The organism is Arthrobacter sp. efr-133-TYG-104, from assembly GCF_030208915.1.
Lineage (GTDB): Bacteria > Actinomycetota > Actinomycetes > Actinomycetales > Micrococcaceae > Arthrobacter.
The window spans coordinates 1-17,990 of record NZ_JARVTA010000032.1 but is presented as its reverse complement, the minus strand read 5'-3'; the positions used below and the strand labels follow the sequence as shown (position 1 = coordinate 17,990).

Genomic DNA, 17,990 nt, shown 5'->3' with positions numbered 1-17,990 from the left:
CTGCGCGGCACCGGTGACAAGCGCAACCGTGTTTTCCAATCGATAAACCATGTGAGTAGTGTCCCGCTCTCCACGCCGCAGAGCCACTGTCTTCCCACATAAAAGCACGCCCATCGGCTAGATCAGCGCACAAGGAGCTGTATGGATCCATAAGCAAGGAGCAGATGTTTGCGGTTGCCGCTAATTGTCCCTCTGCTGCCTCTCCGGGAGGTTAGTAGGACCACCATTCCAGCGTGCACTGAAGGGAATTAATACAGCTATGGAACTTGGATTCTTCAGCCCTCCGTATGCGCAAGCATACGTGGACGGAAAGCGAACACTTCAGGAAGTGATCGAGTGGGACCTTCAGGTGGCTCGATGGGCCGACGAATACGGTCTGGACGAGATCTTCTTTGCTGAGCACCACACCATCGGACACGAGCCGAACCCGGCACCCGATCTCATGATCGCAGCGGCAGCGCGCGAAACTACCCGACTGCGCCTTGGGGCCGCGGCACACCTGCTCCCGTACCACAACCCTATTGCCCTCGCCACCAGGCTGATGTACCTGGATCACCTGACCGGCGGACGCTACATTGCAGGCTTCGCCCCGGGCTCATTCCCCACGGACGCACAGCTCTTCAACATCGAACTGGGCAACCCGAAGCGTTTCGACGAAGCGGTCGACATCATCACGTCCATCTGGACCCGCAAGGGGCCCTTCCGCATTGAAGGCGAATTCTGGACCGTAGATATGCCGGCCCACTCGGACCAATGGAACGGCCCGCACCTCAAGCCGTTCCAGAACCCGCATCCAGAGATCATGCTGACCGGCGTCCAGCCCACGTCACCAACTTTTGTTGAGGCCGGTCGTCGAGGCTTCTCCCCCATGAGTCAGCAAGTAGGCATGGCCGCGCTGCTCCAGCAGTGGGACACCTACGAACGAGCCGCCGTGGAAGCAGGCCACACGCCGAATCGCGCAAACTGGCGCGTCATGCGTGACGTGTTCGTTGCAGACACGGACGCTGAAGCACGCAGGCTCTTCCTTGAGGGCCCCGCTGGCCGCACCTGGGAAGACCTTGTACTCCCGACATTCAGGGCAGTACGCGATCGTGGTGGCAAGAAGTACGCCCTCGGGGAGCTGCTTCTGGATCCCGGCATGACCATTGATGAACTGACGCTCGAATGGATGGTGGACAACTTCTTCATCATCGGCTCGCCGGACACCGTCGTGGACAAGATCACCAAATTCAATGACGAGCTCGGCGGCGTAGGTGCACTCCTGTCGTTCACCTTCGACTACAGCCAAGACCCAGAGCCCTACCGCCGCCATCTTGAACTGCTCGGCCGCGAAGTTCGCCCGAGGATCGCAGACCTCGGACCCCGTGGTGCTGCCGAATGACCGAAGAAGCCCAGGGAGTAATCGTCTACCGCGGTGCACCAGAGACCGTAGAATTGACCCAGAGCCGCCCCCGCGTTCCCGCGCTTGCCGGCTCGCCGGTGGAGTCATTCCGGGTCCTGCACGCGGACGCAGGAGGGCGCAGCGGAGTGTGGGAATGTACGCCCGGCCGATTCGACTCGGCCCGCGAACACGACACCGAACTGATGCACTTCCTCTCCGGCAAGGGCACCATCACCAGCGCAGACGGAACGGTCCATGAGATCAAGCCGGGAGCGGTGCTCATCGCACCTCTTGGCTGGCGCGGCACGTGGGACATCCAAGAGACGGTCCGAAAAATCTACACCATTTGGAACGTACCGACCCCAACTGAAACAGGAGAAAACTGATGACTACAGCCAGGGAACTTCAGGCGTCCGTCTGGGACGCTGAGTGCCGGCGCGACCTTGAGGCAGTGCTGAGCCACTTTCACCCGGACGCCGTTTTCCATCCCGCAGGCGGACCCGCAAAGAAGGGTCATGATGCCATTCGAGAGATGACCGAAGAGTTCTACAGCGTCTACCCGGAACTCTCCATCGAAATCCTTAATGAATGGGGCAACGGAGAATCCTCCGCGGTCTTTGAATTCCGCGTTAATCTGAAGGACAACGATGGACAGGCCGTCACGCTCGATGGAGTAATCCTCGTTGAAATCCAGGACGGCAAGTTTACGGCCGTCCGCTACTACGAAGATGCGCCGGTTCCCGTGGCAGCGGCCACCGTCTAAGCGATGGCTTGAAATACGTAAGGGTTGCGTCCCACGGACGCAACCCTTACGTATTTTTAAGGAAGAATCCAACGACGTTTCATGCAAGCGAAGCGGTGCGCTGCTATACCGCCTTTACCCGCCCTAACGATGGCGTGACCTGGCCTGTCGTCAAAGGAGAAATACCGGAACCGTGATTCGAGAAAGAAGCCTTTGACGATCAACATGCGCTCGGCCTGAAAACAGAGAACTGAATGTATGCCCAGGCCGTTTGCCGGCGGCGAAGGGCACCCAGATACTCACGCTTCTCGTGCGATCTGCGACTTGGACTCCTTGCCACCAGCGGGGTAGCCACCGCGCCTACTGGCAAAGATGACTACGAGAGCTACTGCTGCTGGGAGGCTTGCGGCCAGAGGCACATACTGGGGACCAACCGTGGTCATGGCTAGGGAACCGAGCGCTGACCCGATGCTGATGCCTAGTTGAATCATGACAACGGAGAGGCTGTTGGCTGCGTCCTTGTGTTCTCCGCCCGCGCGGAGAATGGCGGCCTGGTTGTAGATGCCGATTGCCCCAAACGCGGCGCCCCAGATAGCCACCAGAACAGATCCGGCAATCAACGATCCCCCCAGCAGCGGCAGTACGCCGAAAGCGACCACCAGGAAGGCAACGGCCCACAGTAGGGAGCGTCTGGGGTAGGAATCCGCTGTCCGCCCCGCAATCCAGATGCCTATCAAGCTCGCGACTCCTACAAGCGACAGGAAACCGCCGGTCAGTTCATCGGGCAGGCCACAGGCATGAAGGAAAGGAGCGATGTAAGTGAAGAGGGTGAAATGGGCAAGTATCAAAAGTGGCCACGCTGTGACGACTGCCATAACCCCCGGGCGTCTGATCGCGGAGAACACTGAAGGTGTTGTGTTGGGCCCGTTACCAGGGGTAGTTGGCAGGAGCCGGATACCCAGCGCGGCGATAACTATGCCAACTCCCGCAAGGACAAGGAACGACATACGCCAAGACAGCGCGGAGCCCATAAGGGTGCCAATCGGGGCGCCTCCGGCCAGAGCGACACTGTTCCCGGCAAAAATGATCGCCATTGCTTTTCCTACAGAAGTTTCCGGAACGATGCGTGTCGCGTACGGAGCAATGCCAACCCATAACATCCCGTGGGCAATGCCGCCAAGAAGCCTGGCGCTCACTGCAAGCTCCAGGGTTGGGCTGCAGGCCAGTAGCACATTACTTACGGCGAAGGTGAACATGGTCGCGATCAGCAGGGTCCTCCGTGGAATTCGTCCGCCCAGCATCCGCGACAAGGGCAGTGCTGTGAAGACGATTACCACTGCGTACGCCCCCGTGAGCATGCCAACACTGGACTCTTCAACGCCCAGATCACGGCTGATCTGGGGTAGTAGCCCTGAAGGGAGCAACTCGGTCGTAACGGCCGTGAACGCCGCTGCAGCAAGTAGAAGAAGCGTCCCCCACGGGATTTTGGCGGTATCTCTCCCCTTGGCCTTTCCCGTATCGATGGATGAGGCGGCGGACGCTGCTTCCGTGGTTGGTTCTCGTTTCAATGGGGGTGTTCCTCGACAGTTTGTGCGCCGGATTCGGCCCTTTTGCAACGTTAAGCAAGTGCGGCTCCGCTGGGTTCAGCGGAGCCGCGCCGGCATGTTAACCGTTGGGTGTGCGGACAGGATGTGCCTGGGTTGCTTTTCGGGCTCTGGGCAGTAGAGCCTTAGCCCATTTGGACCTAGACTTCGGCCAGTATCGTGGAGAGCCGTGTGGCGGCAATGGAGCCAGTTGCAACCGCCCCTTCCATCCAGCCACGGAATGCGTGGGCGATGTCGGAGCCCGCAAAGACGAGACGACCTTCGGTGGCCTCAAGCGCTGAAGCGTACTTCGAGAGCAATCCCGCCGGCGGTGTGCACCAAGTTCCCTTGGAGTAGGGGTCGGTGAACCAGTCATGACCGTCCACTTTGAGGACCTGGGCCTCAGGTATGTACTTTTGGAAAGCCCTTTCGACGTCGTCGCGGTCGAGAATGTCCAGGGGACGTTCTTGCGTCGAGAACCCGACGATGAGGTCACCTTCGAGGGCAGTCTCGTCCCGGGGGTAGTCGGTGAAGAACACGTCAATGGGTTCGTCATGCTCACCGATTCCAAGAACCTTCTCAGGAATGTCAGTGACGAGAGCCCAGAGCTTCTTAGCAGCTCCTGATTGCCCGATTGCCGCGGCCGAGGTTTTCTCGGGAGAGAGCGGCGGCACGAACTCAACGTCAGTAAGACAGTTCAGGGGAATGGCAATTACTGCGCCCCGCGCACGCACGACCTCCCCGCTCTCCAGCCGTACCGTGACGTGCTCATCGGACTGTTCGACTTGGCTGACCGGGGTAGAGAGTTTCAGGTCAGCAGCTGAGTCTTCCAGCATGCGCTGGAGGAGGTCTGTGGTGCCGGCTGCGAACCGGTGTGTCGGAGTGTGCCCGATGGCCATAACGTCGTAGTTCAGAACAGGAATCCAAGCCATCAGGTGAAGGGCTGAGATTTGGGAGAGATGGCAACCAGTTTCCTGTCGAATCCACGCACCCATGAGTTCTTTCAGAGTCACCGAGAGCCCGAACCCGTCGATGTAATCATCCAGCGGAACGTCAAGGTCTTCGACATTCTGGGTGTCCAACGGCAGCGTCGGATTGATACGTTCCACTTGCTTGCGGACTTCTTCTACAAAAAGGCGCAGTGCCAATTCGTCGTCGCGGCTGATCGGACATGCTGCGTGGCTAAGGACGCCATCCAGGATGGAAACATGATTTTCTGCCTGGGGGCTGGTGCTGAGCTCAACTCCGTACCGCTGGACTTCTGCCATAAGGGCTTCGTTGCCCACGGGATCCAGCCAGTTGCCGCCCATCTCAACGGACACATGTGTATCCGCGAAGGGACGGTACCAGGTGCGACCGCCGATGCGGTCCCGCGCCTCGACGATCAGGACCCGTTTGCCCTCCTTGGCAAGGTCGCGCGCAGCGGTTATGCCAGCAAAGCCAGCACCAATAACCACTGCGTCGTATATCTCACTGCTCATTATCTGGTCCTTTTCTCTTGTTCCTTGTCGGCGGCCACTTCGCGCGCCGGGTTTTCACACGACGTCGTGTTGAATCATGGCCGGATCGGCAGGTGAAGCGGGGATCCGTGAACGCCCGGGTCGCAGGCGTTCACGGACCCGGTGCCGAGCGAGGCAAGCACGAGAACGTTCAGCTGGGGGCCCGCGAAGGCTAGATTTGTCGGCGTCGGGGCATAAACTCCCGACCAGTCATCGACCTCAACGTGGAGTTGGCCGTCCACGGATAAGCGGTAGACGCGATTTGGCTGCCAACAGCTGATCCACAATCCGCCCTCGGCATCGAATGCAAGTCCGTCCGGTACCACCTGATCCAGAACCACGACCACTTCGGGGTCGCCGCCGTTTAGTGGCATCCGCGTAATCCTGGGCCAGGTGGACTCCACGATGTAGAGCCAGTCCCCGTCAATGGCCAGCCCATTGGCAAAGTGAAGTCCCTCAAGGACTCTCTCGGTGGTGCCATCGGGATCTATTCGGACTATACCGCCGTTGGGTTTTCCCCAGTCTCCGGAGTCGGAGACCCATAGATTGCCTGTGCTGTCGAAGACAGGGTAGTTCGGATAACCGATGGCATCACCAAACCGTCTGATCCTGCCATCGGTAGCGACCTGCTGGATGCAGCCGTTGCCGGTGTCGCAGACGTAGACGTGACCTGTGGCGTCCACGGCCAGACCCAACATGGACCCACCGGGCACCGTGCAGACAGTTTCGACTGGGCCCCCGTCGAGACTGAAGCGGTAAACCTGACCGCCCTCGCCTCCCGCGTACAGCACCTGGTCCCTAGGTGACCAGCACACACCCTCGGCGTGATCCAATCCCTCCGCCACGGTTCGTAGACCTGTTCCGATTACGGAGGCAGGAACGCCGGTGGTGAAATGGGCTTCACCAATCGTGGTGAGTTGGCTCGTTCTGGTCACGTGCTGTTTCCTTGTCGGCGTGGAGATCCGAATCATGTTTGAGGATCAGGTTTTTGCCAAGGCTCACATTTCTTACAGACTAGCTGCGAATCAGGCGACCTGGCTGTGGGCGCCGAGTTCGTGCCATGTGCGGTTGTAGTAGACCAACGGAACCTGTTCGTCAGCACCCTCCTGGGTGCTGGCCTCGATGGCCTCGACCAGGACGATCGCCGAGCCGCCCGCGTCCATGGACGTCAGCACGCGGCCCCGGATCCAGGCACGTGCACCCGGGAAGTAAACCTCCCCGCTTGGCAAAGTCGACCACAGGTCGGTGTTAGCGAAGCGATCGATGCCGCTGGTGGCACCCAGCTTGGCGAGCTCAAGCTGGCCGGCTCCAAGCAGGTGCACGACCACGGTCTCGGCTCGGCGAATGGTGGGCGTGCTCGATGAGTGCGCCGAGAGAGAGAACATGAGCAGTGCCGGATCTGCGCTGACGGAGGAAACCGACGTTGCAGTGAGCATCACCGGGCCATTTCCCGAGTTGGCCGTAATGACGGCTACACCAGCAGGGTGCTGGCGGAATGCGGCCTTGAAATCATCGGACGACAGAGAGGTCGTGGGAGATTCGGTAACTTGTGCGGTAGTCATGATCTTTCCTTTCTTTTCCCGGGCGAAGGCCGGAATGCTGTCTCGGCCCGTGCTGAGGAGCTTGTGGCTCGGTGCCTGTATATCCATGATCGAGGAGCATTGTGATCCTCACTATTAGCGCGATATACAGTTCTGGCCCGGGTGTTTGTCTCTGCCTGCAGGTACGAGGCTACGAGGAACGGAATACTTCTTGCTTTGCCAGGTGTTCCACGGCAAGCCTGGGACTCGAGAGAACGCGGGAACTGTCGACCGATCGCATGGCTGCGATCCTCGCCATGGATGCCTGTGCAAGGACGACTACATCGACTCTTGCCAGCAAGGAATCGAGTTCCTCCGCGATGATGGCGTCGTGGCGGGCGGCATCACCGCGATCAAGGGCGGCAAATGCTCCTTCGCAGAGTTGTGGAATAACCGACACATCGCGGCCAGCCGCCCGCGCAGCGCTTTCTACGAGGGCGGCAGTCGGTGACAGTGTTGTTGGCAGAGTGGCAAGCACACCTATCCTGGAACCCAGCTCAACCGCTCGCTCGACCATGGCCCGGTCAACCCTAAAGACAGGAATTTCTGCCGTGGCGGCTATCTCATCGACGACCCCACCCACGGAGGAGCACGTGACCAGAACTGCGTCGACACCGTACTCCGTGAGCGCAGCAACGTGCCTGCGCAGCCTGTCCCGGGTGACGTCGTCGATTTCTCCGTCACGCATAGTGCGTTTCAGGAGCAGCTCGTCACTGATAACGATCGTCTCCACGGACGGAAGCAGCTCTCCCGCAAGCTCGGCGAACGTGCTTCCAAGCTTGGAGACGGTATGTATAAGACCGAGTTTGGACATGGATATTCCTGTTTCTTGAAGTTGTCTGACCCGTGTGACCACGGGGCAGACCCGATTGCGGTCATGCGGGACGGCACTTTCTCGGGTACCGGGCGTGAAGGTACTTCATCTTCGGAGTGATCCCGAGACTGGACCGACCCGTTTGGCTTTGGAGCCTTAGTAGCATTCAGCGAGCAGGCCGCCGTCGACGACAAGCGCTTCGCCCGTGATAAAACTTGCAGCGTCTGAGGCCAGGAACAGTACAGCGCGGGCGACCTCGCTCGGCTGACCGATGCGGCCGAGCGGGTACTCCCCTTCCGCTTGAGCACGCAGGGCTGCCGGGTCCTTGGCCGCTGCGAAATACGCTTCGACGAGGGGAGTCTGCATGTCGCCGGGAAGGACGGTATTGCAGCGGATGTTGTCACGGCCGTATTTCACGGCCGCAGCCTTGGTCAGAGCAAGGACTCCGCCTTTCGCCGCACCATAAGCGGCAAGCATGGGATCACCGGTCACGGCAAGCACAGAGGAGACATTGACTATGGAGCCGCCACCGGCGCCCCGCATGGCGCGGATCGCGTGCTTGCATCCAAAGAAGGGCCCCTTCAGATTTACACCCAAGACTCTGTCCAGCTGCTCTTCTGTTGTGTCAGCCAGTTCTTCTTCGATCTGGATGGCTGCGTTGTTGACCAGCACATCCAATCGGCCAAATTGCTTCACTGCGTCGTCGACAAGGGCCTCTACCTCGGCTTCTTTGGAAACGTCTGTATGGCGGTAGATGCCAAGACCTTTCATGGCGGCCGCTCCGGCCGCGTCGTTTACATCGCAACCGAGAACATGAGCGCCCTCGGCAGCAAACTCCTTGACCAGAGCGCTTCCGAGGCCGGAAGCTACTCCCGTAACGATCACACTGCGTCCCTCAAATGACTTACTCATGGGCTTTTTCCTCTCGTTCCACTAAGCCCCTAGAACTATGCCGCCCACGGCGCCCACCGTCTATGTGAATTGCGTATGAATCATGGCGTTAGGCATATATTTCGACACAGCTGGCTCTATTGTGTGGTTTGGGAGAGCGCCAAGGCCCGAAGGGCGAACCAGAGTTCGCTGACGTCACCGGTGGAACGCATTGAACGACCCGTTAACTCTTGGATACGGGAGATGCGGTAATTGACGGTCTGTGTGTGTATGTAGAGCAGCTCTGCAGTCCGGCTGGGAGAGCGATCGCATTCCAAATACGCTTGGAGCGTTTTGACCAACTCCGTGCCCTGATTGCGATCGTATTCCATGAGCGGGCCAAGGACGCGGTCAGCGGTTAGTTTGGATTCTGCGAGAGTTCGCGGGAGGAATGTTGGACTGCCCTGGCCGTAAGGCACGAGGGCGGAACTTTCAGGGTTGATGGTTTCGAGAGCCCACCGCGCCTGACGAACTGCATCACTGAGATTGCCAGTGTCGCTGAATGTGTCGCTCAGCCCAGCCCTCCAGTGTTCGAGAGCGGTCCGTTCCTCCAGAACTGCTGTTGGTACATCTTCAGCTCTGATGACCGCAACTGCTACTTGACCGATCTCGCCGAACAGGAAAGGGATGCGACGAATAAGCCAGCTTCGGGCCAGCTTGTCAATTGCCACAGCCCGTCCGTCGATGGCTAGCACGCGTAGGTCACCCTGTAACCGGCGTTCGCGGAACAGCTCGGTCAGAACGACCGGGTCGAAGCGGCCCACCAACGCATCGTTGAGTAGGCCGGCTCCCGAGCGCCTGTAGCGTTCCACTGTCGCGTCGACTCTCCCGATTTCGAGACCGCAGGCAGCTGCGATCTGGTGAAGAACAGCCAAGGCTGGTTTCGTCTCGCCGTCCGGGAATGCGATCAGGCAGGCTGATCTCTCGCTGGGCACCGGCATTGCCAGCGCTACTTTGTCATCCACGGTGAGGTTCATGACAAACGGTGCCCGGCCGGAGGACCGGCGGACCTCCTCATCGTACGCATCTTTCCATTCAGGTCCCGGTGTGCCGCCGCCCGGAATTAATGATTCCCATAGGTCCGGGTCAACCACCTGCAGCGTGCAGTTAACGACGTTGCTGAGTCGGTCCACGAACTCAGTGCCTGCGAGTTCCTCCCGGAGGCTGGCCATTACCTCACCGTGTACCCGGGCGATTTTGGTGAAGGACTGGTTCTCTTCTTTGGCGTTGGCAACAGCGACAAAACGGACGTACTGGGCAAAGCCCACAGTGTGCGCGCCCTTGATCACGGGAAACTCAGCGCGGTCCGCAGCTTCGAGCATTTCATCCGAAATGGTGGGGCAGCGTTTGTCTTCCCCGATGACTAAGCCGCTTAACCCTGCCTCCGCGAGCTTCTCAATGAATCGCACCTGTTCGGTAGGTTCTTCAGGAACGATATAACCGCACGTCAGGACCAAATCACCAGGATCAAGCCAGTTCCAAGGGTCAAATGCATCGCTCACATGAGCCCAGGAAACTCTTCGATCGAGCCCTGCGCTGCCTGCTAGTGGGACCGCCTGCAAGTAGCGTAACTCGACCAGGTCCCGTACAGAAATTTTTCCCAGCCCTATCGGAGGCCTGGAGGGTCCAGACTGGGCGGCGGCGGATGTCGTCATGATGGCACCTCGCACAAGGAAACGTTGTCCTGCAGGATTTGCGTATCATCTCGTCCAGGCAGGCTCGGCGGCGCTCCCCCGGCGATGGGCTCAGGAGCCGTCCCCTGCACGAACACAGGGTCAAGGCGACGTAGAGCACTATCTTGCTGACCGGTCAGTTCCTGACTCGGACGGATCTGGAGGCGTTCATTGCCATTCACGTGCCCATGCTATAGCTACTGAGTCTGTTTTGGGACTATATTCTGAAACATGCGAGAAGCTTGAATTTATAGCATCACTCAAATGGCAGTAGTTGCTGGGAACGGCTTGTAGATGGCTTTAAACGACAGTGGCCCCCGACTGGGGGCCACTGTCGCAACATTACGGGGTCTGTGGGAATCGACTGCGTAAATCGGCGACCTCGTGCTCCTCCAGGTACCGAGGTGAGCGATGCTCCAGAAGCAGATGGAGACGCGCTGTCTCCTCAATTTCCTCAACAGCATCCACTGCGCCATCCAACGTCGACGCCGCGGCCAATGACCCATGATGACGCAGCAGCACTGCACGGGAATCCTCCGTCGCCCGTGCGACTGCCTCTTTGAGAGCAGCGCTCCCCGGAGCCGCATAATCGACCACGGGTAGACGGCCCACCCGCATGACAAAGTAAGGCGTAAGGGGAGGAAGAGCATCCTCGACGTCCAGACCTGGCAGGCAGGACACCGCTACAGCGGAGGTCGAATGCAGATGGGCCACGGCCGCGCACGTGGGGTGGTTTCGGTACAGCGCCTGGTGCAGCACTAGCTCTTTCGACGGCTTGTCACCCGTGATGTGCTCTCCGTCGAGGGTCGTCACGGAGAGCCGTTCCGGGTCCAGGCGACCGAGACAGGCATTCGTTGGCGTGATCATGATCTTGTCACCCACCCGGACGCTGAGGTTTCCGGTTCTGCCCGGAGTGAGGCCTCTGTCGTACAAGGCAGCACCCAGGGCCACCATGTGGTTTCGCTTTTCGTTGTCAAAGCTCATTTTCCCGCCCTTTCCAGAGCATCACTGAAGAACGACGGTCCGCCGAAGTTCCCCGATTTGAAGGCCACCGCGAGTCCGCGGTCTTCTGCCACTATCCACGGCACGCCTACGCTGATGTCAGGGCCGATCCGGGCCGACTGCAGCCTGAGGGCCTCGGCCACGGCCCCGGATGTCTCTCCTCCTGCGACGATGAACCGGCGGACGCCAAGCTGTTCCAGTGAGACCGCGATATCCCCCATTGCTAGTTCAATCCGTCGCGACACGTCAGCCGGGCTCAGTCCCCCGGCAACGGATGCCCCGAAGGAATTGTGGTCCGTCGTGATCAGCATGGGGCCCTCCGCGAGGCTGTTTTCCACGAAGACGGTCGCTTTACGCAGAGCTGCGCCACCGTCTACGAGGTCCTGCACACTCAAGGTCAGTGTTGGTCCATCAAAGTTACGCACCTGTTCCTGCGTTGCCCGGGACAGACTGCCGGCCAGAATCGCAGCCGGGCCCTGAGGCAAGGCCGAAACCCTCGGGTCCACGGACAGGTTATGACCGGAACGTTTGTGAGCGGCCACGGCGAAGGCAGCTCCAAAAGCGGCGCCGCCGGCGGCGACCTTATCATCTGCGGCCGCGTGGGCGATCTTGTCAAGGTCGGAGTCCCGTACGGCATCCGCAATAATGTGGTGCGCTGTAATATTCCGCTCACCGATCTCAAGCAGTCGAGCCGAAATCGCGTCCGCTCCTTCGTCCACAGTTGCCAGAAGAACGGAGTCAACCGCATGAGGCGTTTGTTCGGCCAGGACCCGCCGTAACAGAGAATCACGCATGGGATTGAGTGGGTGATTGCGCATCGGCGAATCACTGAGCAATTCCTCCCAGACGAATAGGTGACCTTGATAAACTGTCCGGCCATTGGCAGGGTACGACGGACAGTGCACCACGCGGGCAGAGCCTGTCAGGCCGATAAGAGCGTCCGTGACAGGCCCGATGTTTCCTTCGGACGTTGAGTCGAAGGTGCTGCAGTACTTGGAGAATATCTGCTCGGCACCGGCCGCCTGCAGGGCCTTGGCGGCTTCTAGTGCTGAAGCGCATGCTTCCATAGGAGGGACGCTGCGGATTTTTAAGGCCACGACGACGGCGTCGCCGGTATCGGCGGGGAGCGTGTCGCTTCCGAAGGCCAGGCGGACATCGACTCCGCGGTTTGCGAGCACACTGGCGATGTCCGTTGCACCCGTTATGTCGTCAGCGATAAACCCGACCGGACGTACATGTGTGCTCATTTAGCCACCACCGCGTCCGCGAAACGGGGCAGGTCATGCATGAGTTGCTTGGTATATGCGTCCTGGGGCTCTGTTAGTACTTGTTCCACTGATCCTGTTTCCACGATACGGCCCTGTTCGAGCACCATGATGTCCTGAGCGATGCTCCGCACGACAGCGACGTTATGGGTAATGAACACCATTGATAGTCCGCGCTGGTACTGCAGCTCACGTAACTGTTCAATCACGAGCGCTTGAACCGACACATCCAGTGCGGAAGTGATTTCGTCGCAGATCAGCAGTTCAGGGTCGACAATCAGGGCCCGTGCCACGGCGACACGCTGACGCTCGCCGCCGGAGAGTTGTTCGGGCATGCGGTCAGCCAAGTCCCCGCCAAGGGCTACTACCTCGAGGGTTTCGAGAACTTTTTTGCGCCGGTCCGAGTATGAAAGCCGCTCAAAGAACCGCAAGGGCTCCTCTACGTTCTCCCCTACCGACAGCCTCGGGTTCAGCGAAGCATGAGGGTTCTGGAAAATGTACTGAATCCGTCGCCGTTCCTCGGCACGACGACGGCGTACCTGTGGATCCAGAAGCTGCCCGTCAAAGGTGACGGGGCCCTCCCAGGCGGAGTGAAGGCCGGCGAGACAACGAGCCAGCGTAGTCTTGCCCGATCCTGACTCACCCACGACGCCGAGGCAGCTGCCCGCTTCCACGGTGAACCGGACATCGTGGAGTGTTGGCTTGGAGCCGTACCAGGCCGACAGTCCGTCGACTTCCAGTGCTCCCTTACGGGCGCTGCTTGGGGGCAGTGCGACAGCGTCCAATGATGGCAATTTCTGTGCCGCCGGTTCGGGCTGAACAGGGTGGTAGCAGCGGTGATCGTGTCCGGGTTCAGCGGTTTCAAGAGCTGGTATCGATTCCCGGCAAATCGACGTGGCCGCTGCGCAGCGGTCAGCAAAGGCACATCCCGTTGGCCACTGGCCGGGCCGCGGAGGGCGCCCCGGAATGCCTACTAGGGCGCCGGCACGCTCGGGCGTGGGGGCTGCCTTAAGCAATCCAGCCGTGTATTGGTGCCGGGGCGCGCTGAATATGGCCTGAGCAGGCGCGCGTTCAACGATCCGTCCGGCGTACATCACGGCCACACTGTCGGCGATCTCGGCCACCACGGGCAGATCGTGGCTCACATATACGGCGCTGACATCGTGGGAGGTGGCGAGATGCCGGATCGTTTCCAGGATGTGGCGCTGGGTTGTGACGTCCAACCCGGTCGTTGGCTCGTCAAGGATCACGAGGCGCGGTCGGCAGGCGAAGGCCATGGCAATGGCCAAGCGTTGCGCCTGGCCGCCGGAAACCTGGTGCGGGTAACTGTTCAACAGCTCTCGTGTAGCCGGCAGACGCACTTCATCGAGCAGAGCAGCAACCCGTTCGTCCAGTGGCTCGCCGGCCTTGCCCTCATCGTGAATACGCAGTGCTTCACCCAGCTGGTACCCGAGTGTCAGGGCGGGGTTCAACCCACTTGTTGGATCCTGAGGAACGTAGGAAACCAGTGTTCCCCTGGCCTTACGTAGGGCTGTTCCCTCCAGTTCCAATACATTTGTCCTGTCAACGAAGACTGCGCCCTCGGTGATTTTCAACCCGCGTCGGGCGTAGTTCAACAGGGACAGGGCTACAGTGCTTTTTCCGGATCCGGATTCACCGACAAGTCCCATGACTTGTGCGGCTCCGACGGAAAAGGACACATCCTGAACCACAGGGATGCTCGACCGGCCGAGAACGACACCCAGACCTTCGACCCGGAGCCGGGCCTGAACCGTAGCCGATGGTGTTATGTCGGTCATTTTGACCCTTTCGACGTGGCTCTGATAGATGCGTTGAGCACGGCTTCCTCACCGCGATTTTCGCCGAGGTTCGCCCTCGCGATCGCGTCAGCGAATGTGTTGGTTCCCACTGCCAGCAGGGCCAGCAAAAGCGCTGGGCCAAGCACTCCCCATGCATTGGATGCCAGGCCGATCCGGTTTTCGTTCACCATCACGCCCCAGTCCGGGGATGGAGGCGGTGCCCCGAATCCAAGGAAGCTCAACCCTGCGATGAGGACAATCGAGTAGCTGAGCCGCAGGCCGAGCTCCACCATCAGCGGCGTCGTAAGGTTGGGCAGGACGTGACGGGCAAGAATCAACCGCGTGGGCACACCCCACACCGCGACTGCCTTAACAAAGTCCTTCTCGGTCACCGACTGAGCGGCGCCGTAGATGACACGAGCTGTCTGGGGGGCTTGGGAAAGTCCCACGGCCAGGATGAGCAGCCACCACTGAGGACCAACAAGGCTGAGCAACAGTAGCGCAAACACAAGCTGCGGAATGGCCAGCGCCATGTCAACACCACGCATCAGGAGGTTCTCGATGAAACCCCTGCGATAGGCGGCAATAACACCGATGATTGCACCGGACCCGACGGCGACAATCGTCGCGGCGAAAGCCAAGAGCATCAGGTTGAGGCCACCGTGCAGAACGCGGTCCAGCACCCCCCGCCCAAGGACGTCTGTGCCGAGCAACCCGGCCCCGGCGATGCTTGAATCTGAGAAGGGGGCTGCTGCGAACTCCGTCGGGGATGCCGGGGAAAGCGGGCCAAGAAAAACGATGGCTAAAACAAACAGCGCAATGCCTGCTCCGATCCGGCCCCGCCACGTACGGAAGGCGGCCCGGAGAACGCGCAACGCCGCATTGGATTTCCGCCCAGGGGCCTTGGAGGAGGCAGAGGTTTTAGTGGTCGTGGAAACTTTGTTGGACATGGTTACCTAGGTGCGCGTCTGCGCGGAGTCGAAAGAAGCACGAACAGGTCGGTGAGGATGTTGAGCCCCACGTAGAAAATCGCGAGCAGGACAACAATGAACTGCAGGACCGGGACATCGCGTGTTTGAACGGCTCCAGCCAAGGCAAGCCCTATGCCGGGGTACTGGAAGACGGTTTCGACGAGCACGATGCCGCCGGCCAGATACAGCAAGTTCAGCCCAAAGACCTGGATGGCAGGTGCGACAGCGTTGGGTAGTGCGTGACGAAACAGGAGCCTTGCAGAACTTGCACCCTTGAGCTGGGCGACTTCAGCGTAGTCACTGGTCAAGGCCTCGATCATCGCTGCCCGCACCATGCGGAACATGTACGGTGTGGTGACAATAACCAGTGTCAGAACAGGCAGTACCAGCTTGATCGGCTGATCCCAGATGCGTTCCTCCGGCGAAATGATCGACACTGCGGGGAACCAGTCGAGGATCCCAACGGAAAAGATGAAGATCACGAAAACGCCCACCACGAACTCGGGAAGGGCACTGACAACCAAAGCAATCACGGATGCTGTGTCGTCGAACAAGCCGTCGCGGCGGTGGGCTGCGATGACACCGCCGACGATCCCGATCAAGGTGGACGTCAAGGCGACGATGATAACCAAGACCGCCGAGTTCTGCAGGCGTGGGATGACGACATCGGTCACCGGAATCCGCGCAGCGAGTGAGTCACCATACTTACCGGAAATGAAGTCTCCAAACCACGAAAACAACCCAGGCAGGAGACCCTGGTTCAGTCCGAGCTTTTCACGCAACGCTGCGACTGCCTCGGGGGTGGCGAACTGCCCAAGCACTGCCTGGGCAGCGTCACCGGGAAGGATCCTGGTAGCCAAGTACGTCAGCACCCCGACGAAAATCACGGACACGAGCCCCAACGGAACCCGCCATAGAAGGAGGTCCTGTACAGGATGTGAAACACGGGACCGGGAGGGCCGCGAACGCGGTTCCTTTCCGGCGCTGATGCTGGCTTGTTGCGCGGTCATCATGATCCTTGCAGCCAGATGTTCTGCCATCCGGAGCCGCCGTTAATGGGTATGCCGGTGATGTTTTCGCTGACGCCGCCAACGCGGGAGGTCATGCCCTCGATTCCTGGGAAGTAGACCGGGATGATATAGCCGCCCTTTTCGTAGTCGAACTTCATCAGTTCCTTGACCAGTTCGTCGCGGGCGTTCTTGTCCACGGTGGCCAGCGCTTTTGCGTAGGTGCTTTGCCAAGTGGGGTCGTTTTGGTGGATCTCGTTGAACGGCGCCCCATCAGCTATGCCTTGGCTAGCGCAAGTGAGGTAGGACGCGGTGTTCCAGAAGCTCTGGGTGAAGGCGGCCTTGCCGTAGGACTGTGACCAGAATTGGGTTGATTCCTCGGTGCGGATGTTTACGGTCACGCCAGCCTGTTTGGCTTGGGTCGCGAAAACGCTGGCGATGGCCACTGCCCCGGGCCCGGTCGGTGCGGCTACGAGTTCGATTTGCAAGTCGGAATGTCCGGCGGCACGAAGCAAGGAACGAGCCTGGTCCAGGTCCTGCTTGCGTTGCGGGACGGTGCCCTCATAAGCGGTATCGATCGCGCCATAGATGTCGTTTCCGACCTCGCCCAAGCCACCGTAGACCTGCTCGTTGAGATCATCCCGGTTCACGAGCAGGCGCAATGCTTGGCGCACGCGGACGTCACTGAACGGTTCGGTATCCACACGCATTGTCAGCGGCACGAACCCGCGGGTCTTCGAGACAACGACCTTGCCGCCTCCGGATTTGACTGCGGCAACAGAGGTCGAGGAAAGCTGGTTGACCAGGTCAATCTGGCCGGACTGGAGCGCGTTGATTTGCGCGGTCTCGTCAGCGAAGTTGATGATCACGAGCTCGTTCAGGTACGGCTGGCCGTTTTGCCAGTACTCATCAAAGCGCGGGAAGCTCGAGCGCTGGCCCGGGGTGAAGGAACCGAACTTGAACGGTCCGGTACCCACAGGTTTCGCGGGGTCATAGCCCTGAGGAACGATACGAGTGGTAAACCCATCGGCCAGGCCTTCAACGAAAATGGCAAACGGGGCAGTGAACGGGATCCGAAGCGTCCGGGGATCCACCACTTTTGCCGATGCAAGATCGATAGGGCCGATGCTGCTCAGCCCGGGGAACTTGTTCTGCTCGATCCTGCGCAATGAGAACAGCACGTCATCAGAGGTGAGCGTCTTGCCGTTATGGAACTTGATGTCCGGCTTGACCCTAATTGTCCACTCGGTGGCGTCTGCGTTGGGTTCAATGGATTCGGCCAGCACCAACTCGGGCCGGCCCGTGGCCCCGTTCATCATCACAAGCTGCTCAAACAACGCCCCGGCCCGTATGAAGTCCACCGTCGTGAGCGAGTTCTGGGCATCGAGGGTGTCACCGCTGCCACCGGAGGTAGCGCCGACCCGCAGCGAACCACCGCGCACCGGAGTGGCCCCGCCGCTGCTCTGACCGCCTGCGCCACCCTTACCGGTGCAGGCAGTAAGGGCCCCAAGGCCCAAAAAGGCAGCCGTGCCGCCTACTTGGAGCAGGGTTCGACGGCTAAACGCGCCGCCGCTATTTCTAGGCTCCTGGGAAATTGGATTCATGGTCATAGGACACTCCGTGGTTGTTCGTAATCTGCCACTGCGCCGAAACACAGCGATATTGGGGGCCGTGCTTTGCGCTGGGTGGTTAGGTGAGGTTGATGCCGCCGTCGACGAGGAGGTCGATGCCGGTGATGTAGGAG

Annotated in this window: 16 protein-coding genes; 3 read left to right on the top strand and 13 right to left on the bottom strand. The window is 59.9% G+C overall.

The window, feature by feature from the left end:
• The first annotated feature begins 259 nt into the window (after nucleotides 1-259).
• Genes QRN04_RS17450 through QRN04_RS17440 form a run of 3 tightly spaced genes read left to right on the top strand, consistent with a single transcriptional unit; the run spans nucleotide 260 to nucleotide 2,144 of the window.
• Nucleotides 260-1,381: an LLM class flavin-dependent oxidoreductase gene (locus tag QRN04_RS17450; protein WP_284977296.1), complete on the top strand. Its 1,122-nt coding sequence runs from the start codon at nucleotides 260-262 to the stop codon at nucleotides 1,379-1,381.
• Nucleotides 1,378-1,767 (top strand): cupin domain-containing protein, encoded by a 390-nt coding sequence (locus QRN04_RS17445; protein ID WP_284977295.1) that lies wholly within the window; start codon nucleotides 1,378-1,380, stop codon nucleotides 1,765-1,767. Before QRN04_RS17450 ends, QRN04_RS17445 begins: the two co-directional genes overlap by 4 nt.
• Nucleotides 1,767-2,144 (top strand): nuclear transport factor 2 family protein, encoded by a 378-nt coding sequence (locus tag QRN04_RS17440; protein ID WP_284977294.1) that lies wholly within the window; start codon nucleotides 1,767-1,769, stop codon nucleotides 2,142-2,144. The genes QRN04_RS17445 and QRN04_RS17440 overlap by 1 nt, the downstream gene beginning before the upstream one ends.
• Before the next feature lie 278 nt (nucleotides 2,145-2,422).
• Here QRN04_RS17440 and QRN04_RS17435 read toward each other — a convergent pair whose 3' ends face one another.
• The 13 genes from QRN04_RS17435 to QRN04_RS17375 form a co-directional block, all read right to left on the bottom strand.
• Nucleotides 2,423-3,691 (bottom strand): MFS transporter, encoded by a 1,269-nt coding sequence (locus QRN04_RS17435; protein WP_502868822.1) that lies wholly within the window; start codon nucleotides 3,689-3,691, stop codon nucleotides 2,423-2,425.
• Nucleotides 3,692-3,867: 176 nt separating this feature from the next.
• Entirely contained in the window at nucleotides 3,868-5,187 is a 1,320-nt protein-coding gene (locus tag QRN04_RS17430; RefSeq protein ID WP_284977293.1) for a flavin monoamine oxidase family protein, read from the bottom strand.
• Nucleotides 5,188-5,261: 74 nt separating this feature from the next.
• Nucleotides 5,262-6,140 carry an SMP-30/gluconolactonase/LRE family protein gene (locus tag QRN04_RS17425; protein ID WP_284977292.1) on the bottom strand — a complete coding sequence of 293 codons (879 nt, stop codon included), beginning with the start codon at nucleotides 6,138-6,140 and terminating at the stop codon, nucleotides 5,262-5,264.
• A 90-nt stretch (nucleotides 6,141-6,230) separates the two neighbouring features.
• Complete coding sequence (locus QRN04_RS17420; RefSeq protein WP_284977291.1) at nucleotides 6,231-6,767, bottom strand: flavin reductase family protein; 537 nt, start codon at nucleotides 6,765-6,767, stop codon at nucleotides 6,231-6,233.
• Between the two features lie 169 nt (nucleotides 6,768-6,936).
• Nucleotides 6,937-7,599 (bottom strand): aspartate/glutamate racemase family protein, encoded by a 663-nt coding sequence (locus tag QRN04_RS17415; protein WP_284977290.1) that lies wholly within the window; start codon nucleotides 7,597-7,599, stop codon nucleotides 6,937-6,939.
• Between the two features lie 156 nt (nucleotides 7,600-7,755).
• A complete protein-coding gene (locus QRN04_RS17410) occupies nucleotides 7,756-8,511 on the bottom strand; it encodes an SDR family NAD(P)-dependent oxidoreductase (RefSeq protein WP_284977289.1) in 756 nt (251 codons plus the stop codon).
• A 116-nt stretch (nucleotides 8,512-8,627) separates the two neighbouring features.
• Nucleotides 8,628-10,184, bottom strand: coding sequence for a PucR family transcriptional regulator (locus QRN04_RS17405; protein ID WP_284977288.1), 1,557 nt, complete (start codon nucleotides 10,182-10,184; stop codon nucleotides 8,628-8,630).
• Nucleotides 10,185-10,544: 360 nt separating this feature from the next.
• Nucleotides 10,545-11,186, bottom strand: coding sequence for a 3-oxo-tetronate 4-phosphate decarboxylase (gene otnC / locus QRN04_RS17400; RefSeq protein ID WP_284977287.1), 642 nt, complete (start codon nucleotides 11,184-11,186; stop codon nucleotides 10,545-10,547).
• Entirely contained in the window at nucleotides 11,183-12,451 is a 1,269-nt protein-coding gene (gene otnK, locus QRN04_RS17395; protein WP_284977286.1) for a 3-oxo-tetronate kinase, read from the bottom strand. Before otnK ends, otnC begins: the two co-directional genes overlap by 4 nt.
• Complete coding sequence (locus QRN04_RS17390; RefSeq protein WP_284977285.1) at nucleotides 12,448-14,268, bottom strand: dipeptide ABC transporter ATP-binding protein; 1,821 nt, start codon at nucleotides 14,266-14,268, stop codon at nucleotides 12,448-12,450. The genes otnK and QRN04_RS17390 overlap by 4 nt, the downstream gene beginning before the upstream one ends.
• Nucleotides 14,265-15,218, bottom strand: a complete 954-nt coding sequence (locus tag QRN04_RS17385; protein ID WP_284977284.1) for an ABC transporter permease — start codon at nucleotides 15,216-15,218, stop codon at nucleotides 14,265-14,267. Before QRN04_RS17385 ends, QRN04_RS17390 begins: the two co-directional genes overlap by 4 nt.
• 2 nt (nucleotides 15,219-15,220) lie before the next feature.
• On the bottom strand, nucleotides 15,221-16,279 hold the full coding sequence (locus QRN04_RS17380; protein ID WP_284977283.1) for an ABC transporter permease: 1,059 nt from the start codon (nucleotides 16,277-16,279) through the stop codon (nucleotides 15,221-15,223).
• Nucleotides 16,249-17,856, bottom strand: a complete 1,608-nt coding sequence (locus QRN04_RS17375) for an ABC transporter substrate-binding protein (protein WP_284977282.1) — start codon at nucleotides 17,854-17,856, stop codon at nucleotides 16,249-16,251. Before QRN04_RS17375 ends, QRN04_RS17380 begins: the two co-directional genes overlap by 31 nt.
• Nucleotides 17,857-17,990 lie beyond the last annotated feature (134 nt).

What these genes read in the sequence shown, in the direction of transcription:
- QRN04_RS17450 (WP_284977296.1), top strand. Translation starts at nt 260, where the DNA reads ATGGAACTTGGATTCTTCAGCCCTCCGTATGCGCAAGCATACGTGGAC.
- QRN04_RS17445 (WP_284977295.1), top strand. Translation starts at nt 1,378, where the DNA reads ATGACCGAAGAAGCCCAGGGAGTAATCGTCTACCGCGGTGCACCAGAG.
- QRN04_RS17440 (WP_284977294.1), top strand. Translation starts at nt 1,767, where the DNA reads ATGACTACAGCCAGGGAACTTCAGGCGTCCGTCTGGGACGCTGAGTGC.
- QRN04_RS17430 (WP_284977293.1), bottom strand. Translation starts at nt 5,187, where the DNA reads ATGAGCAGTGAGATATACGACGCAGTGGTTATTGGTGCTGGCTTTGCT.
- QRN04_RS17420 (WP_284977291.1), bottom strand. Translation starts at nt 6,767, where the DNA reads ATGACTACCGCACAAGTTACCGAATCTCCCACGACCTCTCTGTCGTCC.
- QRN04_RS17415 (WP_284977290.1), bottom strand. Translation starts at nt 7,599, where the DNA reads ATGTCCAAACTCGGTCTTATACATACCGTCTCCAAGCTTGGAAGCACG.
- QRN04_RS17410 (WP_284977289.1), bottom strand. Translation starts at nt 8,511, where the DNA reads ATGAGTAAGTCATTTGAGGGACGCAGTGTGATCGTTACGGGAGTAGCT.
- QRN04_RS17405 (WP_284977288.1), bottom strand. Translation starts at nt 10,184, where the DNA reads ATGACGACATCCGCCGCCGCCCAGTCTGGACCCTCCAGGCCTCCGATA.
- otnC (WP_284977287.1), bottom strand. Translation starts at nt 11,186, where the DNA reads ATGAGCTTTGACAACGAAAAGCGAAACCACATGGTGGCCCTGGGTGCT.
- otnK (WP_284977286.1), bottom strand. Translation starts at nt 12,451, where the DNA reads ATGAGCACACATGTACGTCCGGTCGGGTTTATCGCTGACGACATAACG.
- QRN04_RS17390 (WP_284977285.1), bottom strand. Translation starts at nt 14,268, where the DNA reads ATGACCGACATAACACCATCGGCTACGGTTCAGGCCCGGCTCCGGGTC.
- QRN04_RS17385 (WP_284977284.1), bottom strand. Translation starts at nt 15,218, where the DNA reads ATGTCCAACAAAGTTTCCACGACCACTAAAACCTCTGCCTCCTCCAAG.
- QRN04_RS17380 (WP_284977283.1), bottom strand. Translation starts at nt 16,279, where the DNA reads ATGGCAGAACATCTGGCTGCAAGGATCATGATGACCGCGCAACAAGCC.
- QRN04_RS17375 (WP_284977282.1), bottom strand. Translation starts at nt 17,856, where the DNA reads ATGACCATGAATCCAATTTCCCAGGAGCCTAGAAATAGCGGCGGCGCG.